Origin of the sequence: Streptomyces sp. CA-251247 (assembly GCF_050952975.1) — a bacterium.
GTDB lineage: Bacteria > Actinomycetota > Actinomycetes > Streptomycetales > Streptomycetaceae > Streptomyces > Streptomyces achmelvichensis.
In genome coordinates this window covers 3531211-3546845 of sequence record NZ_CP191861.1, presented here as the reverse complement: position 1 = coordinate 3546845, position 15635 = coordinate 3531211, and the positions used below count along the sequence as shown (strand labels likewise).

The 15635-nt window shown below is 71.5% G+C and carries 14 protein-coding genes; 5 read left to right on the top strand and 9 right to left on the bottom strand.

What is annotated here, in order from left to right:
* The 4 genes from ACQPWZ_RS15480 to ACQPWZ_RS15465 all read left to right on the top strand — a co-directional run bounded on the left by ACQPWZ_RS15480 (position 1) and on the right by ACQPWZ_RS15465 (position 5508).
* A complete protein-coding gene (locus ACQPWZ_RS15480) occupies positions 1-1509 on the top strand; it encodes an MFS transporter (protein ID WP_405570438.1) in 1509 nt (502 codons plus the stop codon).
* 230 nt (positions 1510-1739) lie between these two features.
* Positions 1740-2501: a DeoR/GlpR family DNA-binding transcription regulator gene (locus ACQPWZ_RS15475; RefSeq protein WP_340473646.1), complete on the top strand. Its 762-nt coding sequence runs from the start codon at positions 1740-1742 to the stop codon at positions 2499-2501.
* On the top strand, positions 2498-3451 hold the full coding sequence (gene pfkB / locus ACQPWZ_RS15470; RefSeq protein WP_433571628.1) for a 1-phosphofructokinase: 954 nt from the start codon (positions 2498-2500) through the stop codon (positions 3449-3451). Before ACQPWZ_RS15475 ends, pfkB begins: the two co-directional genes overlap by 4 nt.
* On the top strand, positions 3448-5508 hold the full coding sequence (locus ACQPWZ_RS15465) for a PTS fructose transporter subunit IIABC (protein WP_433571627.1): 2061 nt from the start codon (positions 3448-3450) through the stop codon (positions 5506-5508). Before pfkB ends, ACQPWZ_RS15465 begins: the two co-directional genes overlap by 4 nt.
* Positions 5509-5542: 34 nt before the next feature.
* Here the strand turns inward: ACQPWZ_RS15465 and ACQPWZ_RS15460 are convergent, their stop codons facing one another.
* From ACQPWZ_RS15460 to ACQPWZ_RS15450, 3 genes are all read right to left on the bottom strand, one after another.
* The gene (locus ACQPWZ_RS15460) at positions 5543-6328 is read right to left on the bottom strand and encodes a DUF6227 family protein (protein ID WP_433571626.1); all 786 of its coding nucleotides are present in this window, start codon (positions 6326-6328) and stop codon (positions 5543-5545) included.
* 134 nt (positions 6329-6462) lie between these two features.
* Positions 6463-7518: a P1 family peptidase gene (locus tag ACQPWZ_RS15455; RefSeq protein WP_433571625.1), complete on the bottom strand. Its 1056-nt coding sequence runs from the start codon at positions 7516-7518 to the stop codon at positions 6463-6465.
* On the bottom strand, positions 7515-8720 hold the full coding sequence (locus tag ACQPWZ_RS15450) for a low temperature requirement protein A (RefSeq protein ID WP_340473641.1): 1206 nt from the start codon (positions 8718-8720) through the stop codon (positions 7515-7517). The genes ACQPWZ_RS15455 and ACQPWZ_RS15450 overlap by 4 nt, the downstream gene beginning before the upstream one ends.
* A gap of 335 nt (positions 8721-9055) precedes the next feature.
* Between ACQPWZ_RS15450 and ACQPWZ_RS15445 the strand changes: the two genes are divergently transcribed.
* Positions 9056-9262 carry a hypothetical protein gene (locus ACQPWZ_RS15445; RefSeq protein ID WP_313945796.1) on the top strand — a complete coding sequence of 69 codons (207 nt, stop codon included), beginning with the start codon at positions 9056-9058 and terminating at the stop codon, positions 9260-9262.
* Positions 9263-9365: 103 nt separating this feature from the next.
* Here the strand turns inward: ACQPWZ_RS15445 and mscL are convergent, their stop codons facing one another.
* From mscL to ACQPWZ_RS15415, 6 genes are all read right to left on the bottom strand, one after another.
* Entirely contained in the window at positions 9366-9839 is a 474-nt protein-coding gene (gene mscL / locus ACQPWZ_RS15440) for a large conductance mechanosensitive channel protein MscL (RefSeq protein ID WP_340473640.1), read from the bottom strand.
* Positions 9840-10016: 177 nt separating this feature from the next.
* A complete protein-coding gene (locus ACQPWZ_RS15435) occupies positions 10017-10538 on the bottom strand; it encodes an RcpC/CpaB family pilus assembly protein (RefSeq protein WP_405570423.1) in 522 nt (173 codons plus the stop codon).
* Positions 10539-10789: 251 nt separating this feature from the next.
* Positions 10790-11629, bottom strand: a complete 840-nt coding sequence (locus tag ACQPWZ_RS15430; protein WP_433571624.1) for an S-methyl-5'-thioadenosine phosphorylase — start codon at positions 11627-11629, stop codon at positions 10790-10792.
* 228 nt (positions 11630-11857) lie between these two features.
* A complete protein-coding gene (locus tag ACQPWZ_RS15425) occupies positions 11858-12205 on the bottom strand; it encodes an FmdB family zinc ribbon protein (protein WP_433571623.1) in 348 nt (115 codons plus the stop codon).
* A 68-nt stretch (positions 12206-12273) separates the two neighbouring features.
* Entirely contained in the window at positions 12274-13542 is a 1269-nt protein-coding gene (locus tag ACQPWZ_RS15420) for an MFS transporter (RefSeq protein ID WP_405570414.1), read from the bottom strand.
* A gap of 577 nt (positions 13543-14119) precedes the next feature.
* Positions 14120-15568: a potassium/proton antiporter gene (locus ACQPWZ_RS15415; RefSeq protein ID WP_383234617.1), complete on the bottom strand. Its 1449-nt coding sequence runs from the start codon at positions 15566-15568 to the stop codon at positions 14120-14122.
* Between the last annotated feature and the right edge of the window lie 67 nt (positions 15569-15635).

Sequence of the window (15635 nt, the reverse complement as noted above, 5' to 3'; positions counted from 1 at the left end):
ATGAGTTCACAGCCCGCCGTACCCGCTACGGCTTCGGACCGAAGGCGCTGGATCGCGCTCGCCATCGTCATGACCGCGGCCTTCATGGATCTGGTCGACGTCACGATCGTCAACATCGCGATCCCCAGCATCGAGCGCGACCTCGGAGCGTCGTTCGGCGCGATCCAGTGGATCACCGCCGGATACGCGCTCGCCTTCGCCGCCGGTCTGATCACGGGTGGCCGGCTCGGCGACATCTACGGCCGCAAGCGGCTCTTCCTCATCGGCATCACCGGCTTCACGCTCGCTTCCGCCCTCTGCGGGTTCGCGGCGAACGAGGAGATGCTGGTGGCCTCGCGCCTCCTTCAGGGCGCGACCGCGGCCCTGATGGTGCCGCAGGTCCTGGCGATCATCCACGCCACCTTCCCGGCACACGAACGCGGCAAGGTCTTCGGGATGTTCGGCGCGGTCATCGGTCTCGGCGCGGTCTCCGGCCCGTTGCTCGGCGCACTGCTGACCCAGTGGAACCTGTTCGGCCTCGAATGGCGGCCGATCTTCCTGATCAACCTGCCCGTCGGCATCGCCGGCCTGATCCTCGGCCGCAAGTACATCACCGAGTCCCGTGCCCCGAAGGCGCTGCGGCTCGACCTGATCGGCGTCGTGCTCGTGACGCTCGGCCTGCTGATGCTGATCTACCCGCTGACCCGCGGCCGTGAGCTGGGCTGGCCGCTGTGGGGTCATCTGTGCATGGCCGGCAGCCTGTTGGTGTTCGGCGCGTTCGTGGCGTACGAGAAGCACAAGACGCGCAGGGACGGTTCGCCGCTGGTCGAGCTGTCGCTGTTCCGGGTGAAGAGTTTCGCGGCCGGTATCGCCGTGCAGCTCACGTTCGGCATCGTCTGTGGAGTCTTCTTCCTGGTCTGGACGCTCTACATGCAGATCGGCCTGGGCTGGAGCCCGCTGCGGGCGGGTCTGACCGGTGTCCCGTTCTCGATCGCGGTGTCGGCGGCGGCCGGAATCTCCGTGCAGAAGCTGGTGCCGCGCTTCGGACGCAAGGTGCTCCAGGCGGGCGCGGTCACCATGGCCGCGGGAATGCTGCTCTACATCTGGGAGGCCGGGCGGTACGGCACGGCGATCCACTCCTGGCAGATGATGCTGCCGCTCGTCGTGATGGGGCTCGGCATGGGCCTGATCGTGGCGCCGCTGACGGACGCGGTGCTCTCCGATGTGCCGCATGAGCACGCCGGTTCGGCGTCCGGGCTGATCAACACGACGATGCAGATGGGCAACGCGCTGGGGCTCGGACTGGTCTCGGTGGTCTTCTTCGGCTCGATCGACGACAGGATCGCGCCGAGCGCGGTGGGCAAGGCGTTCGGCGAGGCGTTCCAGAACTCGCTGTGGTGGGCCGTCGGCGTGCTGGGTCTGATCTTCCTGGTGATGTTCGCATTGCCCTCGCGGCCGAAGCAGCATCTGGAGGGCGCGGAAGCGGGCGGCGAGGCCGCGGCGGAGCGGGAGCCCGTACTGACGCACTGAGCCGCGGACAGAACCCTCAAACAGAACCGACGGAAGGGCCCGGCCGGGGACGAGATCCCGGGCCGGGCCTTTCCGCTGCCCGCGCCACTCCGTCAGCCGACCCGACCTCGGGCGCACACCGCAAGCCCGAACGTGTCCGTCCGGCGCCCGTATCTGTTTACATTGCTGAAATCCAGGCGTACTCTCCCCTCAAAACCACAGGGTCGGGCATGGAGCGGATGTAAAACCACATGTACGCACCGGAGCGTCAGCAGGAGATCCTGCGTCTCGCCCGCGACGGCGGCCGAGTCGACGTGCTCTCTCTCGCCGAGGAGTTCCAGGTCACCGCCGAGACCATCCGGCGCGACCTCAAGGCCCTCGACCGGGCGGGGCTCGTGCGCCGTGTGCACGGCGGCGCCATCCCGGCCGGGCGGCTCGACTTCGAGCCCGATCTGTCCGAGCGCGAGTCGACGGCGGCCGACGAGAAGGACCGCATCGCACAGGCGGCCCTCGCCGAACTCCCCACCGACGGCAGCGTGATCCTCGACGCCGGCTCCTCCGTGGGACGCCTCGCCGGAGTCTTCCCGCTGGAGTGCTCCCTCACCGTCGTCACCCACGCCCTGCCGGTGGCCGCCCGGCTCGCGGACCATCCCGGGATCGACCTCCACCTGGTCGGCGGCAGGGTCCGGCACCGTACGCGCGCGGCGGTCGACGCCTGGGCGCTCCGGGCGTACGGAGAGGTCCGCGCCGATGTCGTCTTCCTCGGCGCCAACGGCTTCTCCGCGGAACACGGCCTCACCACCCCGGATCTGGCAGAGGCCTCCGTGAAGCGCGCGATGGTCTCCGCGGCCCGGCGTGTGGTGCTGCTCGCGGACTCGGCCAAGCACGGCGAGGAGCACTTCGCCCGCTTCGGCGACCTCGCCGACGTCGACCTGCTCATCACCGACAGCGGGCTCGCCCCGAAGGACGCCGCGGCGATCGAGGCCGCAGGCACGGAAGTCGTCCGCGCATGATTCTCACCGTCACCCCGAACCCGTCGCTGGACCGTACGTACGAGGTCCCGGCGCTGGACCGTGGCGAGGTGCTGCGCGCCACCGCCGAGCGGATGGACCCGGGCGGCAAGGGCGTCAACGTGTCGCGGGCCGTCGCGGCCGCGGGTCACCGTACGGTCGCCGTCATGCCGCTCGGCGGGGCGCCCGGTGCGCTCGTCGCGGAACTGCTCGCCGGGCAGGGCATCGAGGTCGCCGCGGTCCCGGTCACCGGCGGGACGCGTTCCAACATCGCGCTCGCCGAACCGGACGGCACCCTCACCAAGATCAACGCGCCTGGTCCCGAACTGTCCGCCGCGGAGGCCGAGTCACTCCTGTCCATGACCACGGCGCACTCCGTGTCGGCGTTGTGGATCGCCTGCTGCGGCAGTCTGCCGAGGGGCCTCGCACCCGAGTGGTACGCCGAGTTGGTCACCCGCGCGCACGCCGCCGGCGCCCGGGTGGCTCTCGACACCTCGGGCCCCTCCCTGCTCGCGGCGCTGCGCTCGCACCCCGACGTCGTCAAGCCCAACGCCGACGAACTCGCGCAGGCCGTCGACCGCCCCCTCGCCACCGTCGGCGATGCGGTCAAGGCGGCCGAGGAGCTGCGGGAGCTGGGGGCGCGGGCGGTGCTGGCAAGCCTCGGCGGCGACGGCCAACTGCTGTCGTGCGCCGCGGGCACCTGGTTCGGTCACGCGTCCGTGGCCGCCGTCCGCAGCAACGTCGGCGCGGGCGACGCGTCGCTCGCCGGATTCCTCGCGGCGGGCGGCGAGGGGCCGGACGCACTGGCCGCCGCGATCGCACACGGCGCCGCTGCCGTGCAACTGCCCGGCAGCGTGATGCCGACCCCGGCCGATCTCGACCCCTCCGCCGTCAGGGTGACGGCGGACATCCCTCTGGACCGAGTACTCACCGAGCAAGGGAGCCCGCGATGAGCGAGATGATCACCGCGGACCTGGTCGACCTCGACCTGGCCGCGACGACGAAGGAGGCCGCGGCCCGCTCGCTGGCCGAACGGATGGTGGCACTCGGCCGGGTCACGGACCTCGAGGGATTCCTCGGGGACGTGGCCGCGCGCGAGGCGCAGATGCCGACCGGCCTGGACGGCGGCATCGGCATCCCGCACTGCCGCAGCGCGCATGTCACGGAGCCGACGCTGGCGTTCGGCCGCAGTGCCGCGGGTGTCGACTTCGGTGCTCCGGACGGCCCGGCGGACCTGATCTTCCTGATAGCGGCCCCGGCGGGCGCGGACGACGCGCATCTGACGATCCTGTCGTCGCTGGCCCGCCGGCTGATGGACGAGACGTTCACCTCGGCGCTCAGGACGACGGCGGACGCGGACGCTGCGGCCTCCCTGATCCGCGGCGAGGCCCCGGCGACGGACGCTGGGCCGGCCGCCGAGTCGGATTCGCCGGGTGAACCGGAGCCGGCTGCCGGACCGGCAGAGGCGGTGGCTCCGGCCGCACCCGCGGACGCCGCACCCGCGGCCGACGAGGCCCCACCGGCCCGCGACGACGACGCGCCCTTCCGGATCGTCGCCGTCACCTCCTGCCCCACCGGCATCGCCCACACTTACATGGCCGCCGAATCGCTCCAGAAGGCGGCCGAGGCGGCAGGCGTCCACATCGACGTCGAGACGCAGGGATCCGCCGGATTCACCCGGCTCGACCCCGAGACCGTGCGGGCCGCGGACGGTGTCATCTTCGCCCACGACGTGCCCGTACGGGACAAGGCCCGATTCGCCGGGAAGCCCACCGTCGACGTCGGCGTGAAGGCCGGCATCAGCAGGGCAGCGGCGCTCGTCGACGAGGTGCGTGGCAAGGCCGAACGCGGTGAGGTCAGCACGGCGGGCCCGGCCACGCCCGCCGACTCCGCCGGAGACCCCGGCGACGGCTACGGCACCCGGCTGCGCAAGTGGCTGATGAGCGGCGTCAGTTACATGGTGCCCTTCGTCGCCGCCGGCGGGCTCCTCATCGCCCTCGGCTTCGCCATCGGCGGCTACGAGATCTCCGACGCCAAGTCCGTCGCCGAGCACTTCGTCTGGACCGACCACACCAGTTGGGCCGCGCTCCTCTTCCAGGTCGGCGGGCTCGCCTTCAGCTTCCTGGTGCCCGTACTGGCCGGCTACATCGCCTACGGCATGGCCGACCGCCCCGGTCTGGTCCCCGGATTCGTCGGCGGCGCGATCGCCCTCACCATCAACGCCGGCTTCCTCGGCGGCCTGATCGCCGGTCTCCTGGCGGGTGCGACCGTCATGGCCATCCAACGCGTCCCGATCCCCGCCCCACTGCGCGGCATCATGCCCGTCGTCGTGATCCCGCTCGTCTCGTCCGCGGTCGTCGGCTTCCTGATGTTCCTGGTCGTCGGCAAGCCGATCGCCGAGCTCCAGAAGGCGCTCACCGACTGGCTGTCCGGCCTCTCCGGCGCCAACGCCGTGATCCTGGGCGTCATCCTCGGGCTGATGATGTGCTTCGACCTCGGCGGTCCGCTGAACAAGGTCGCCTACGCCTTCGCGGTCGGCGGGCTGGCCAACCCCAACGAGGGTTCGCTGAAGGTCATGGCCGCCGTGATGGCCGCCGGCATGGTGCCGCCGCTGGCGATGGCCCTCGCCACCGTCGTACGTAAGCGGCTGTTCACCAGGACGGAGCGGGAGAACGGCAAGGCCGCCTGGGTGCTGGGCGCTTCGTTCATCACGGAGGGCGCGATCCCGTTCGCCGCGGCCGACCCGCTGCGGGTGATCCCGGCGGCGATGGCGGGCGGCGCGGTCAGCGGCGGACTGTCGATGGCCTTCGACTGCACGCTGCGCGCCCCGCACGGCGGCATCTTCGTGGTGCCGCTGATCGGCAACCCGTTCCTCTACCTCGTCGCCATCGTCGCCGGCACGCTGGTCAGCACCGCGACGGTCGTCCTGCTCAAGGGACTCCGTAAGGCGCAGCCGGAACAGGCACCCGCACAGGCCGAAGAGGAGACCAAGGTCCTCGCCGCCGCCTGACGGCCGGAGCCGAAACCCTGGGCGACAGGTCCGGTCAGCGCACCCGTGCGCGGAGCTCCATGGCTTCGCGCGCGGTGTGCTCCGATCCGTACACCTCGCACATGTGGCGGCCGTCCGGGGTGGCCGTGTGCTCGACCTCCCACAGGCTCGTCTCGGTGCCGTCGAGCAGCAGGAACGCGTGCTCGTACAGCGTGAAGCCCGCGTCCTTGCCGTCCACCCGGTACTGACGGCCGAAGACCTGCGTGATGTGGTGCGCGAACGCCACGCGCAGCAGCCCCGCGGTCTCCTCGCCCGGCCGGTCGCTGTTCTCGGCGCGGCGCAGGACCCGGCGGGCGTGGTCCGCGGAGTTGTCCGGGACGTACATCCGGGGGAGCGCGGCCGGGGGTGCGGTCATGAGGGCGGCGAGGAGCTCGAAGTCGGCGTCGAGGTCCGCGCCCAGGTCGCCGAAGCTCAGCCCGGCCGCCCCGGAAGCGGAATCGCCGTCCGCCGTGGCGAACCCGGGGAAGCCCGAGGGCAGCCGGGACGCGGCGAGCCGCGCCTCCGACTCCTCGGTGTAGAGCTCGTGTTGCTCGGCGCCGCTCCGCCCGGTGCTGTGGACGAGCTCCCACAGGACGAGCGAACTGCCGTCGCTGAGCAGATACGCATGCCGGTACGTCACGCGGTCCAGGACCGCGCTGTGGTGCGAGGAGTGCAGCGAACTCGCGTGAGCCAGCGCCGAGTCGAGCCGCCCGACCGTCGCGTCGGGCAGATCGAAGGAGTTGAGCGCCCGACCGAGGAGTCGCTCGAGGTGCGCCTCGGTTGTCTCGTACGGATCGTTCAAGGTGGGTCTCCAGGCCGTCGCCGCAAGTCACTTGGTGGTTGCTAAACGTAGCCCCTGGGTCTGACAACGTGTCCTGCGTTCGGGAAAACGAAGGGGCTCATTGTGAAGTTCCCCGCACTCGACGGACCGTCATGTCACGTAGGTCGGCCGATGTCGTACAGCTCCCGGTACGCGGGAAAGACCCCGCCCGGTCCCTCGATGCCCTGTGCCGCGAGGACCGCCTGCACGATGGCCCGCGTCACCACGTCCGCGCCGGCCGCGAGAACGTCGTTGAGCGCAAGGGGATTCGCCGTCTCCAGCGGCAGCGTACCGGTGGCGAGGGTGAAGACGGTGTCGCCGTCGCTGAGGAGATGCACCGGCCGGACGGCGCGCGCGATGCCGTCGTGCGCGGTGCCCGCGAGCTTCTGCGCCTGGGCGCGGGTGAGGGCGGCGTCGGTGCCGACGACGGCCAGGGTGGTGTTGAGCGGTGGTGGGCCGCCCGCCGCCCGCGCCTCCTCCAGCCGCCGGGTCGCGGCCGCGTGCACCCCGGCCGCCGGATACCGCACCGGCCCCTCGATGTACTGCCCGTAGAGCACGCCGGTGAGCGGATCGACCGCCGAGCCCGCCGCGTTCGCGACCACGAGGGCCGCGACCGTGATGCCCGAGCCGAGCACCGTACTCGCCGTGCCGACGCCGCCCTTGAGGCCGCCGATCACGGCGCCGGTGCCCGCCCCGACGCCGCCCGTCACGACCGGTGCGCCGGTCTCGGTGCGAGCAGCCTCCTCGACGGCCGCCCGTCCGGTCGACGCGTCGGGCCGCGCCGTCCAGTCACCGCCGCGGCCCAGGTCGAAGACGCAGGCGGCCGGCACCACCGGAACGACCCGGCCGGGTCCGCCGACCGGAACGCCCCGCCCGTGCTCCTCCAGCCAGGCCATCACACCGGCCGCCGAGTCCAGCCCGAAGGCGCTGCCACCGGTCAGGACCACGGCGTCGATCCGCTGAACCAGATTGCGCGGGTCGAGCGCGTCCGTCTCATGTGTACCGGGGCCGCCTCCCCGTACGTCGACGGCCGCGATCGCCCCGCCTTCGGGAGCGAGGACGACGGTGGTGCCGCTGAGGGCGCCGTCGCCCGCCACGCGTGCGTGGCCGACACGCAGACCGGCCACATCCGTCAGTGCGTCGTGGCGGGTCCTGTCCGCTGACTGGGTCATGTCCCTTGCGTATCACGGGGATAGGCGTCCGGGTGCTGGGTGCTCAGGATCACGCCCACGGTCACCGTGGCCGCCGCGGCCAGCCCCGCCAGCAGGACGGCCGCGTCACCCGCGAACGTACAGGCGAGGATCACCGCCGCGCCCACCGGCAGGTCCAGCTGCTGTGCCTTGCCGCGCTTGAAGTAGCGCGCGTGCAGCAGCCAGACCATGAACATGAACAGCGCCGCCGGGACGGTGACGGCCGCGGCCGCCGCGAAGGAGCTGATGTGGGCCTTGCCGATCGCGTGCTCGACCGCCACCTCGATGCCGGCACCGATCGCGGCGGCCGACCCGAAGATCAGGAGGTGCCCGTAGCCCCAGGGGATGGCCTGCCGGTTGGAGACCAGTCGTTCGTGGGCCGGCACGGCGAAGTAGATCCACCAGGCGGAGAAGACGATCAGCAGCCCGCCGCCCGCGATGGGCAGCAGTTTCCCGAGGGCCTCGTTCTCGTCCAGCGCGGACTGCACGGCGACGGTGCTGGCCGCCATCGTCTCGCCCAGCACGATCAGGGTGAACAGGCCGTACCGCTCGCTGATGTGGTGAGCGTGCCACGGCGTCTGATGGTTGCGTTCGGCGATCATCGGGATCATCAGCTCGGCCACGACCACGACGAGGAACAGCCAGCGCTTCCAGTCCTCCGGCACGAACAGCAGCACCACCCAGCCCGCCTGGCACACCACCAGGCTGGCCGCGTACGTCAGCGTCGTCCTTCTGGCCGGGCCGCTCTCGGCCCGGGCTGCCCGCAGCCACTGGGTCGTCAGGGCCGCGCGCATGATCAGGTAGCCGACGACGGCGACGGTCCAGTCGTTGTCGTTGAAGGCCCGGGGCACCCCGGCCGCGTAGACCAGGACGCCGGCGATCTGGAGGAACGTGGCGATCCGGTAGGGCACGTCGTCGCAGTCGTACGCCGAGGCGAACCACGTGAAGTTCATCCAGGCCCACCACACGCCGAAGAAGACGTAGGCATAGCCGATGACGCCGGTGCCGGGGTGGCCCTCGGCGAGGGCGTGGACGAGCTGAAGGCCCGCCTGGGCCACGGCGACGACGAAACACAGATCGAAGAAGAGCTCGAGCGGGGTGGCCGAGCGGTGCTCCTCGTCGCGACTGCGGGGAGTCATACGGCGCAGTGGCCCGAAGCCGGGTCCGGTGGCTGAGGACGTCATGTACCCAGCACAGCAGAGCGGACGCGCCCCGGCACCCAGAGGCGCCGCAGCCAGACGCGCGGCGACCGTCCGGACCTGCGCCTCCGGGGTGCGGCACCGGTGCGCGGGGCGTCAGGCGAGGGGCGGACCCGGGTGCGGCCAGGGATGCGGGCCGATCCCCGTCGGCCCGTACGCTGCCCGGGCAGCGCGCGGGGGCTGGATCGAGGCCGGGAGACCGGGCCGGGCCCGGCCGGATCGTGCTGTTCGGGTCGCGACCACGGACCGGGCGTGGGTCGTGGTCGCGGGCCGGGCCTCGGCCGCGAGGAGGGGGCGGGCCGTCGCCGTACCCTGGAGGCATGAGTGCCGCCCCCGCCCCCGGACCGCGAGACGCGAAGCAGCCCCGGCAGCAGCCCCCGAAGCCGAGGATCGACTTCGACGATCCGCTGGACCAGCAGTCCTCGGACGATACGGACCGCGGGTGGGGCGAGCGGCCCTCCGCGAGCGGTGGGAGCGCCGATGATCTGGCGCGCTTCCTCGACGAGAAGCCGCCCCACCACATCTGAGCCCCGCCACTTCCGAGCCCTCCCCGTCCGAGCCCGTCCCGTCGGGGCCCACCCCCTCCGAGCCGGCGCGAGCCGGCCGGCAGCCCCGGCGTGCGGACCGGCCTCAGGGGCGGTCGTGCCCCGAACCGCGCTGCGACTGAGCCACGACGACGTCGCGGATCTCCTTGAGCACCTCCAGCTCGCTCAGCTCGACGATCTCCTTCGCGCCTTCCTTCGCCGCGTCCCGCTCCGCCTTCCTGGCCAGGTACCGGGCCATCGGCAGCACCATCAGGAAGTAGACGACGGCGGCCGTGATCAGGAAGGTGAGCGTCGCGCCGAGGACGGAACCCCACATGATCTTGATGCCGTCGATCTCGCCGTTCACCTCCCGGCAGGTTCCCTTGAGGCAGGAGCTGTAGGAGTCGAGGTTCTTGGTGCCGAACGCGCCGACCAGCGGATTGATGACGCCCTTCACCACGGCGTTCACGATCTGGGTGAATGCCGCACCGATGACGACCGCGACGGCCAGGTCGATGACATTGCCGCGCATCAGGAAGGCCTTGAAGCCCTCCAGGACACTGACCTTCTTCTCGCTCACCAATGAACCCTTCTTCGCATGTGCAGGTCACCGAAACAAGCCCTCCGCAACCTACGACAGCGCCCGGTCGTACTGTCCAATCGCCGGGGGAGGGGAGGTGACCTGACGGCACGCCAGTGCGACTGATGATCGGCAGGGGTGCCCATGCTGGTTGTGTCGAGGTGGGTCGCGTCGGGGTCAGCACACCGTCACCGCCAGACGTGAGGTCGTGCCCGCGCCGGCGAGCCGGGCGGCGGTGGCCCGTGGAACGGACAGGACGACCAGGGCGCCGCTGTCGGTGGCGGAGTCCGCCGGGCCCGGTACGTCGGCCACCCGGGCGCCGGTGGCGACGACTCGGGCATCCGGTGTCCCCTGCCCCGCGGGGGAGTTGGGTGCGGCGATCACATCCACCCGGTCACCCGGCCGCAGAAGCCGCACGGTCGCCGCATCCGCGATCCGAACAGGGGCGGACACCATCTCGGCGGCGGGCCTCGGAGCTCGCGGCGGAGCGGCCGCATGGGCCTCGCCACCGGGCGCGTCCGCTCCCCGGGCGCCCGATGCCGCAAGGGCCGCCGCCGTCAGGGCGAGACCGGCCGCGAGCGCCCTTCGGCGGCGACGCATCGCCCGCCGCAGCCGATGTGCTCCGCCGCGCACGCGCAGCGGAGCGAACGGCGGAACGCCGGTGGGAGCGGGCGCGGAAGAGGGAGGAAGGAGCGACATGGCACGTACCACCTGTCGTGAGAAGGGGAGTCGAAGGACCGAACGGTCCTCACGATCCACCTCTCACCCGTCTCCCGCCGGGGCCTGTGGACGGTCCACCGCATGTGGACAACTCCCTCACCCCGGCAGGCGACCCACGCGGGCGAACCACCCCGGCAGGCGACCCACCCCGGCCACCCTCACCCCAGCCACCTTCACGCCGGCGAACCGCCCCCGGCGCGTCAATCCCGGCGCGTCAACCGCCGCCCCCCTCAGGGCAGTTCGATCCCCAGGTCCCAGCCGTCGTGCGCGTGCGTGCACAGGCAGTCCCGGTCCTCGTTCGCCGGCAGCGCGCCCACCGCGTCGAAGAGCACCTCGCGCAGCCGCCCCACGTTCTCGCCGAAGACCCGCAGCACCTCGGTGTGGGAGACGCCCTCCCCGGTCTCGGCGCCCGCGTCCAGGTCTGTGACCAGCGTCAACGACGTGTAGCAGAGCCCCAGTTCACGGGCGAGGACGGCCTCCGGGTGTCCGGTCATGCCCACCACCGACCAGCCCGCTGACGCGAACCACTTCGACTCCGCACGCGTGGAGAAGCGCGGTCCCTCGATGACCACGAGCGTTCCGCCGTCCACCGGCTCCCACTCGCGGCCGCGCGCCGCCTTGAGGGCGACCGCACGCCCCGAGGGGCAGTAGGGGTCGGCAAAGGTCGTGTGCACGACGTTGGGGATGCTCCCGTCGGGCAGCGGGAGCCCGTCGAAGTACGTCTGCTCGCGAGCCTTCGTCCGGTCCACGAGCTGGTCCGGGACGAGCAGCGTGCCGGGCCCGTAGGCCGGGTGCAGCCCGCCCACCGCGCACGGGCCGAGCACCTGCCGTGCGCCGACCGAGCGCAGGGCCCACAGATTCGCGCGGTAGTTGATGCGGTGCGGCGGGAGGTGGTGCCCGCGTCCGTGCCGGGGCAGGAAGGCGACCTTCCGGCCGGCCACCTCACCGAGGAAGAGAGAGTCGCTCGGACTGCCGTACGGGGTGTCGATCTGGACCTCGGTCACGTCCTCCAGGAAGGAGTAGAAGCCGGAGCCGCCGATCACGCCGATCTCTGCGTTCGCGTTCGCCATACCGATCACACTATCGACGCGGCAGAGGACCTACGGCAGGGCCGTAGGCCAAACCCCGTGGACACCGGCGCAGGACCCCCGATGACCCCGACGCACCCGCCGCAGGGAAACGCAGGGACACAGCGAAACCCACGCGGCTCAGGAAACGCAGGGAAACGCAGGGAAACCCGGATACGCCGAGGACCCCGCCGTAGGGAACGACGGGGTCCTCGGAACGAAATCAGTGGGTCAGGCGGCCGAGCTGCCGGAGCTCGACGAAGAGCTCGAGCTGCTGGAAGAGCCGGACGAAGACGACGACGACGAAGACGACGCCGTCTTCGAGTCGGATGTCTTCGACTCCGAGGTCTTCGTGCCCGTCGACGAGGACGACGTCGACGGCGAGCTGCTGGACGACGACGAGCCGCGGCTGTCGTTGCGGTAGAAGCCCGAACCCTTGAAGACAATGCCGACGGCTGAGAACACCTTCTTGAGGCGTCCCTCGCAGTTGGGGCACACGGTCAGGGCGTCATCGGTGAACTTCTGCACCGCCTCGAGGCCCTCGCCGCATTCGGTGCACTGGTACTGGTAGGTCGGCACTGGTCTTCCTCCTGGCACTCTCACTCAATGAGTGCTAACGACGGTCCATAGTGACGTATTCCGCTGGATCAGTCCACCGCCACCGGCACTCGGTGACCGACGCCACGCGCCATGATGCGTCCCGGGTTCCTCGGCGCGAGCCGTGAACGCAGGGCCAGCAGGGTGACGAGGGCGAGTGCGGTGCCCGCCAGCGGGACCACGAATCCGGCGCTTGCGCCGTGCGCGTCGGCCAGTTGTCCGGCCACCGTGACGGCCGCCGCCTGGCCGAGGGCCACCGCGCCGGTGAGCCAGGTGAAGGCCTCGGTCCGGGCCGTTGCCGGGACCAGCGGTTCCACCAGCGTGTAGCCGCTGATCAGCGCCGGAGCGATGCAGAGGCCGACGATCAGCCCGAGTCCGCCGAGCAGGGCCACCGAGTGGACCGACCAGAGGAGAGAGGCTGCCAGGGTGAGCCCGGTGTAGCCGATGATCATGCGGCGGCGCGGGCTGCTCTTCCAGGCGATCGCGCCGCAGGCGATGCCGGCGAGCATGTTGCCGGCCGCGAAGACGCCGTACAGCAGTCCGTTCGCGCCGGGGTTGCCGATCTCCTCGGAGAAGGCCGTCAGCGAGACCTGCATGCCGCCGAAGACGGACCCGATGCCGAGGAAGGCCACCGCGAGGACCCGTACGCCCGGCACGGAGAGTGCGGAGACGTGCGGTGCGGAGTCCGCGGTGAGGGGACGGACGGCCGGCTGCGTACGGCTCTGGGCCGCGAAGAGCAGGCCGCCGGCCAGGGTCAGCGCGGCTTCCGCGATCAGGCCGGCCGCCGGGTGGACGCCGGTGCAGAGCGCGGTCGCGAGGACCGGTCCGACGACGAAGGTGAACTCGTCGGTGACGGACTCGAAGGCCGCGGCCGTCGGCATCAGCGGCGAACGTTCGAGCTTGGCGGCCCAGCGGGCACGCACCATCGGGCCGATCTGCGGCACCGAGGCGCCGGCCGGCACGGCGGCGGCGAACAGCGCCCACAGGGGAGCGTCCGCCAGCGCGAGAGAGGTGAGGGCCGCGACGGACGCGGCGTGCACCAGGACGCCCGGCAGCAGGACGGCGCGCTGGCCGAAACGGTCGGCGAGTTTGCCGCTCTGCGGCGCGAACAGCGCCATGGAGACACCGGTGACGGCGGCGACGGCTCCGGCGCTGCCGTACGAACCGGTCGTGTGCTGGACCAGCAGGACGATGCCGATGGTCAGCATCGCGAAGGGCTGTCGCGCGGCGAAGCCGGGGAGCAGGAAGGTCCAGACGCCGGGAGTGCGCAGCAGCTGCCCGTAGCCCGGGCGCTTGCCGGTGGTGACCGTGGATGCCACGGTCCGTGCCTTTCTGCCGCCTGGTAGCGCTCCCCTGGATGTACGGGAGCCGCCGAGAGCTGTCCTCTTGCGCGGAACTGCGGTAGATGCCGGGGCCCATGGAAGGGGCACGCCGGCCGCCATACGGTCGCGCCAGCTCTGCGTCAGGCAGAGTTGGTCGATCAAGTGTGCCTTCATGGTACAGGTGCTGGGGGCTGCCGCGCCTGGGAAATGCGCCACACTCCCGGATGTACACCTGGGATTAATCGGGGGTATCCGCTGCCCGAACCGGCACGCCTTCGCGTGTGCCCGCACTACAACGGGTCGCGTCCTCGATCGCTCGGGAGGGGGCGTGCAGGGTCGTCCCCGCAGGGGATCGGCGGCAGGACCCGGGTACGCAATGCATCGCAGCTGTAGGCCGCCGACCCCGAGGAGTCGAGCCCGGAGGGCCCCCGGACCCGCCGCCGGACAAGGACCCGAGGCTCAAGAACCCGCGCCCCAGGCACCCGCCGCCCGACAAGGACCCGATGCCCCAAGCACCCGCCCCCGAGCACCCCGCCCGCACCCGCCCCCGAACAAGAGCCCCCGCCCCCGCCCGTCAGCTGAGCCCGCCCGTCCCCAGCCACCCCGCGAGCTTGCCGCCCTGGGCGACCGCCCGCAGGCGTCGCTCGGCCGCGTCCCGGACCGGATCCGTCGCCACGACCAGCAGCTCGTCGCGCCGCCGCAGCACGGTCGAGGGCAGCGGTACGAAGCTCTTGCCCTCCCGCACGACCAGGGTCACCGCGGAGCCCGCCGGCAGCCGCAGCTCCCCGACCTCCACGCCGTGCATCTTCGACTCGTCCGGGATCGACACCGAGAGCAGATGTCCGCGCAGCCGCTCCAGGGGCGCCGATTCGACTCCCAGGTCGGCGGCGTCCGTGGAGCCGAGTTTCAGCCACTTCGCGAGCCACGGCAGCGTCGGCCCCTGGATCAGGGTGTAGACGACGACCAGCACGAAGACGATGTTGAAGATCCGGTCGCTGCCCTGCACGGCCGCCACCATCGGGATGGTGGCGATGATGATGGGCACGGCGCCGCGCAGTCCCGCCCAGGACAGCAGCACCTGTTCCTGGCGGGGGATGCGGAACGGCAGCAGGCTGATCATGACCGACACCGGTCGCGCCACCATGGTCAGCACCAGGCCGACCACGACGGCCGGCCAGAAGTCGTCGATCAGTTCGTGCGGGGTGACCAGCAGGCCCAGCAGGACGAACATGCCGATCTGGGCGATCCAGCCGAGGCCCTCGGCGAAGCCGCGGTTGGCCGGCGAGTGCGGCAGTTTCGCGTTCCCGAGGACCATCGAGGCCAGATAGACGGCGAGGAATCCACTGCCGTGGGCCATGGCGCCGGCCGCGTACGCGACCACCGCGATCGCCATCACCGCGATCGGGTACAGACCCGACGCGGGCAGCGCCACATGCCGCAGTCCGAACGCTCCCAGCCAGCCCGCCGCCAGGCCGATGGCCGCGCCGATCGCCAGCTCCAGCGCGATCTTGCCGACGAGGACGTACCAGTCGTCCACCGGACCGGCCGCGGAGAACGCGACCACCAGGATCACCACGGGGGCGTCGTTGAAGCCGGATTCGGCCTCCAGCACACCCGTCACCCGGGAGGGCAGCGGGACCTTGCGCAGGACGGAGAAGACGGCCGCGGCGTCCGTCGAGGAGACCACCGCGCCGATGATGAGCGCCTGCCGCCATTCCAGGCCGACGAGATAGTGCGCTCCGGCGGCGGTGACGCCCACGCTCACCGCGACGCCGACGGTCGACAGTGCGACCGCCGCGGGCAACGCGGGTTTGACCTCCTGCCACTTGGTGCCCAGACCGCCCTCGGCCAGGATCACCACGAGCGCGGCATAGCCGATCACCTGCGTCAGTTCGGCGTCGTTGAAGGTGACGTCGAAGATGCCGTCCTGCCCGATGGCGACGCCGATCCCGAGATACAGCAGCAGGCTGGGGAGCCCGCTGCGCGAGGAGACGCGGACCGCAGCCACGGCGAAGAGCAGGATCAGCGAGCAGATGAGCAGGAGTTCGTTGAGCTGGTGGACAGTCAGTGGCCGATCCTTCCCCTCGCGC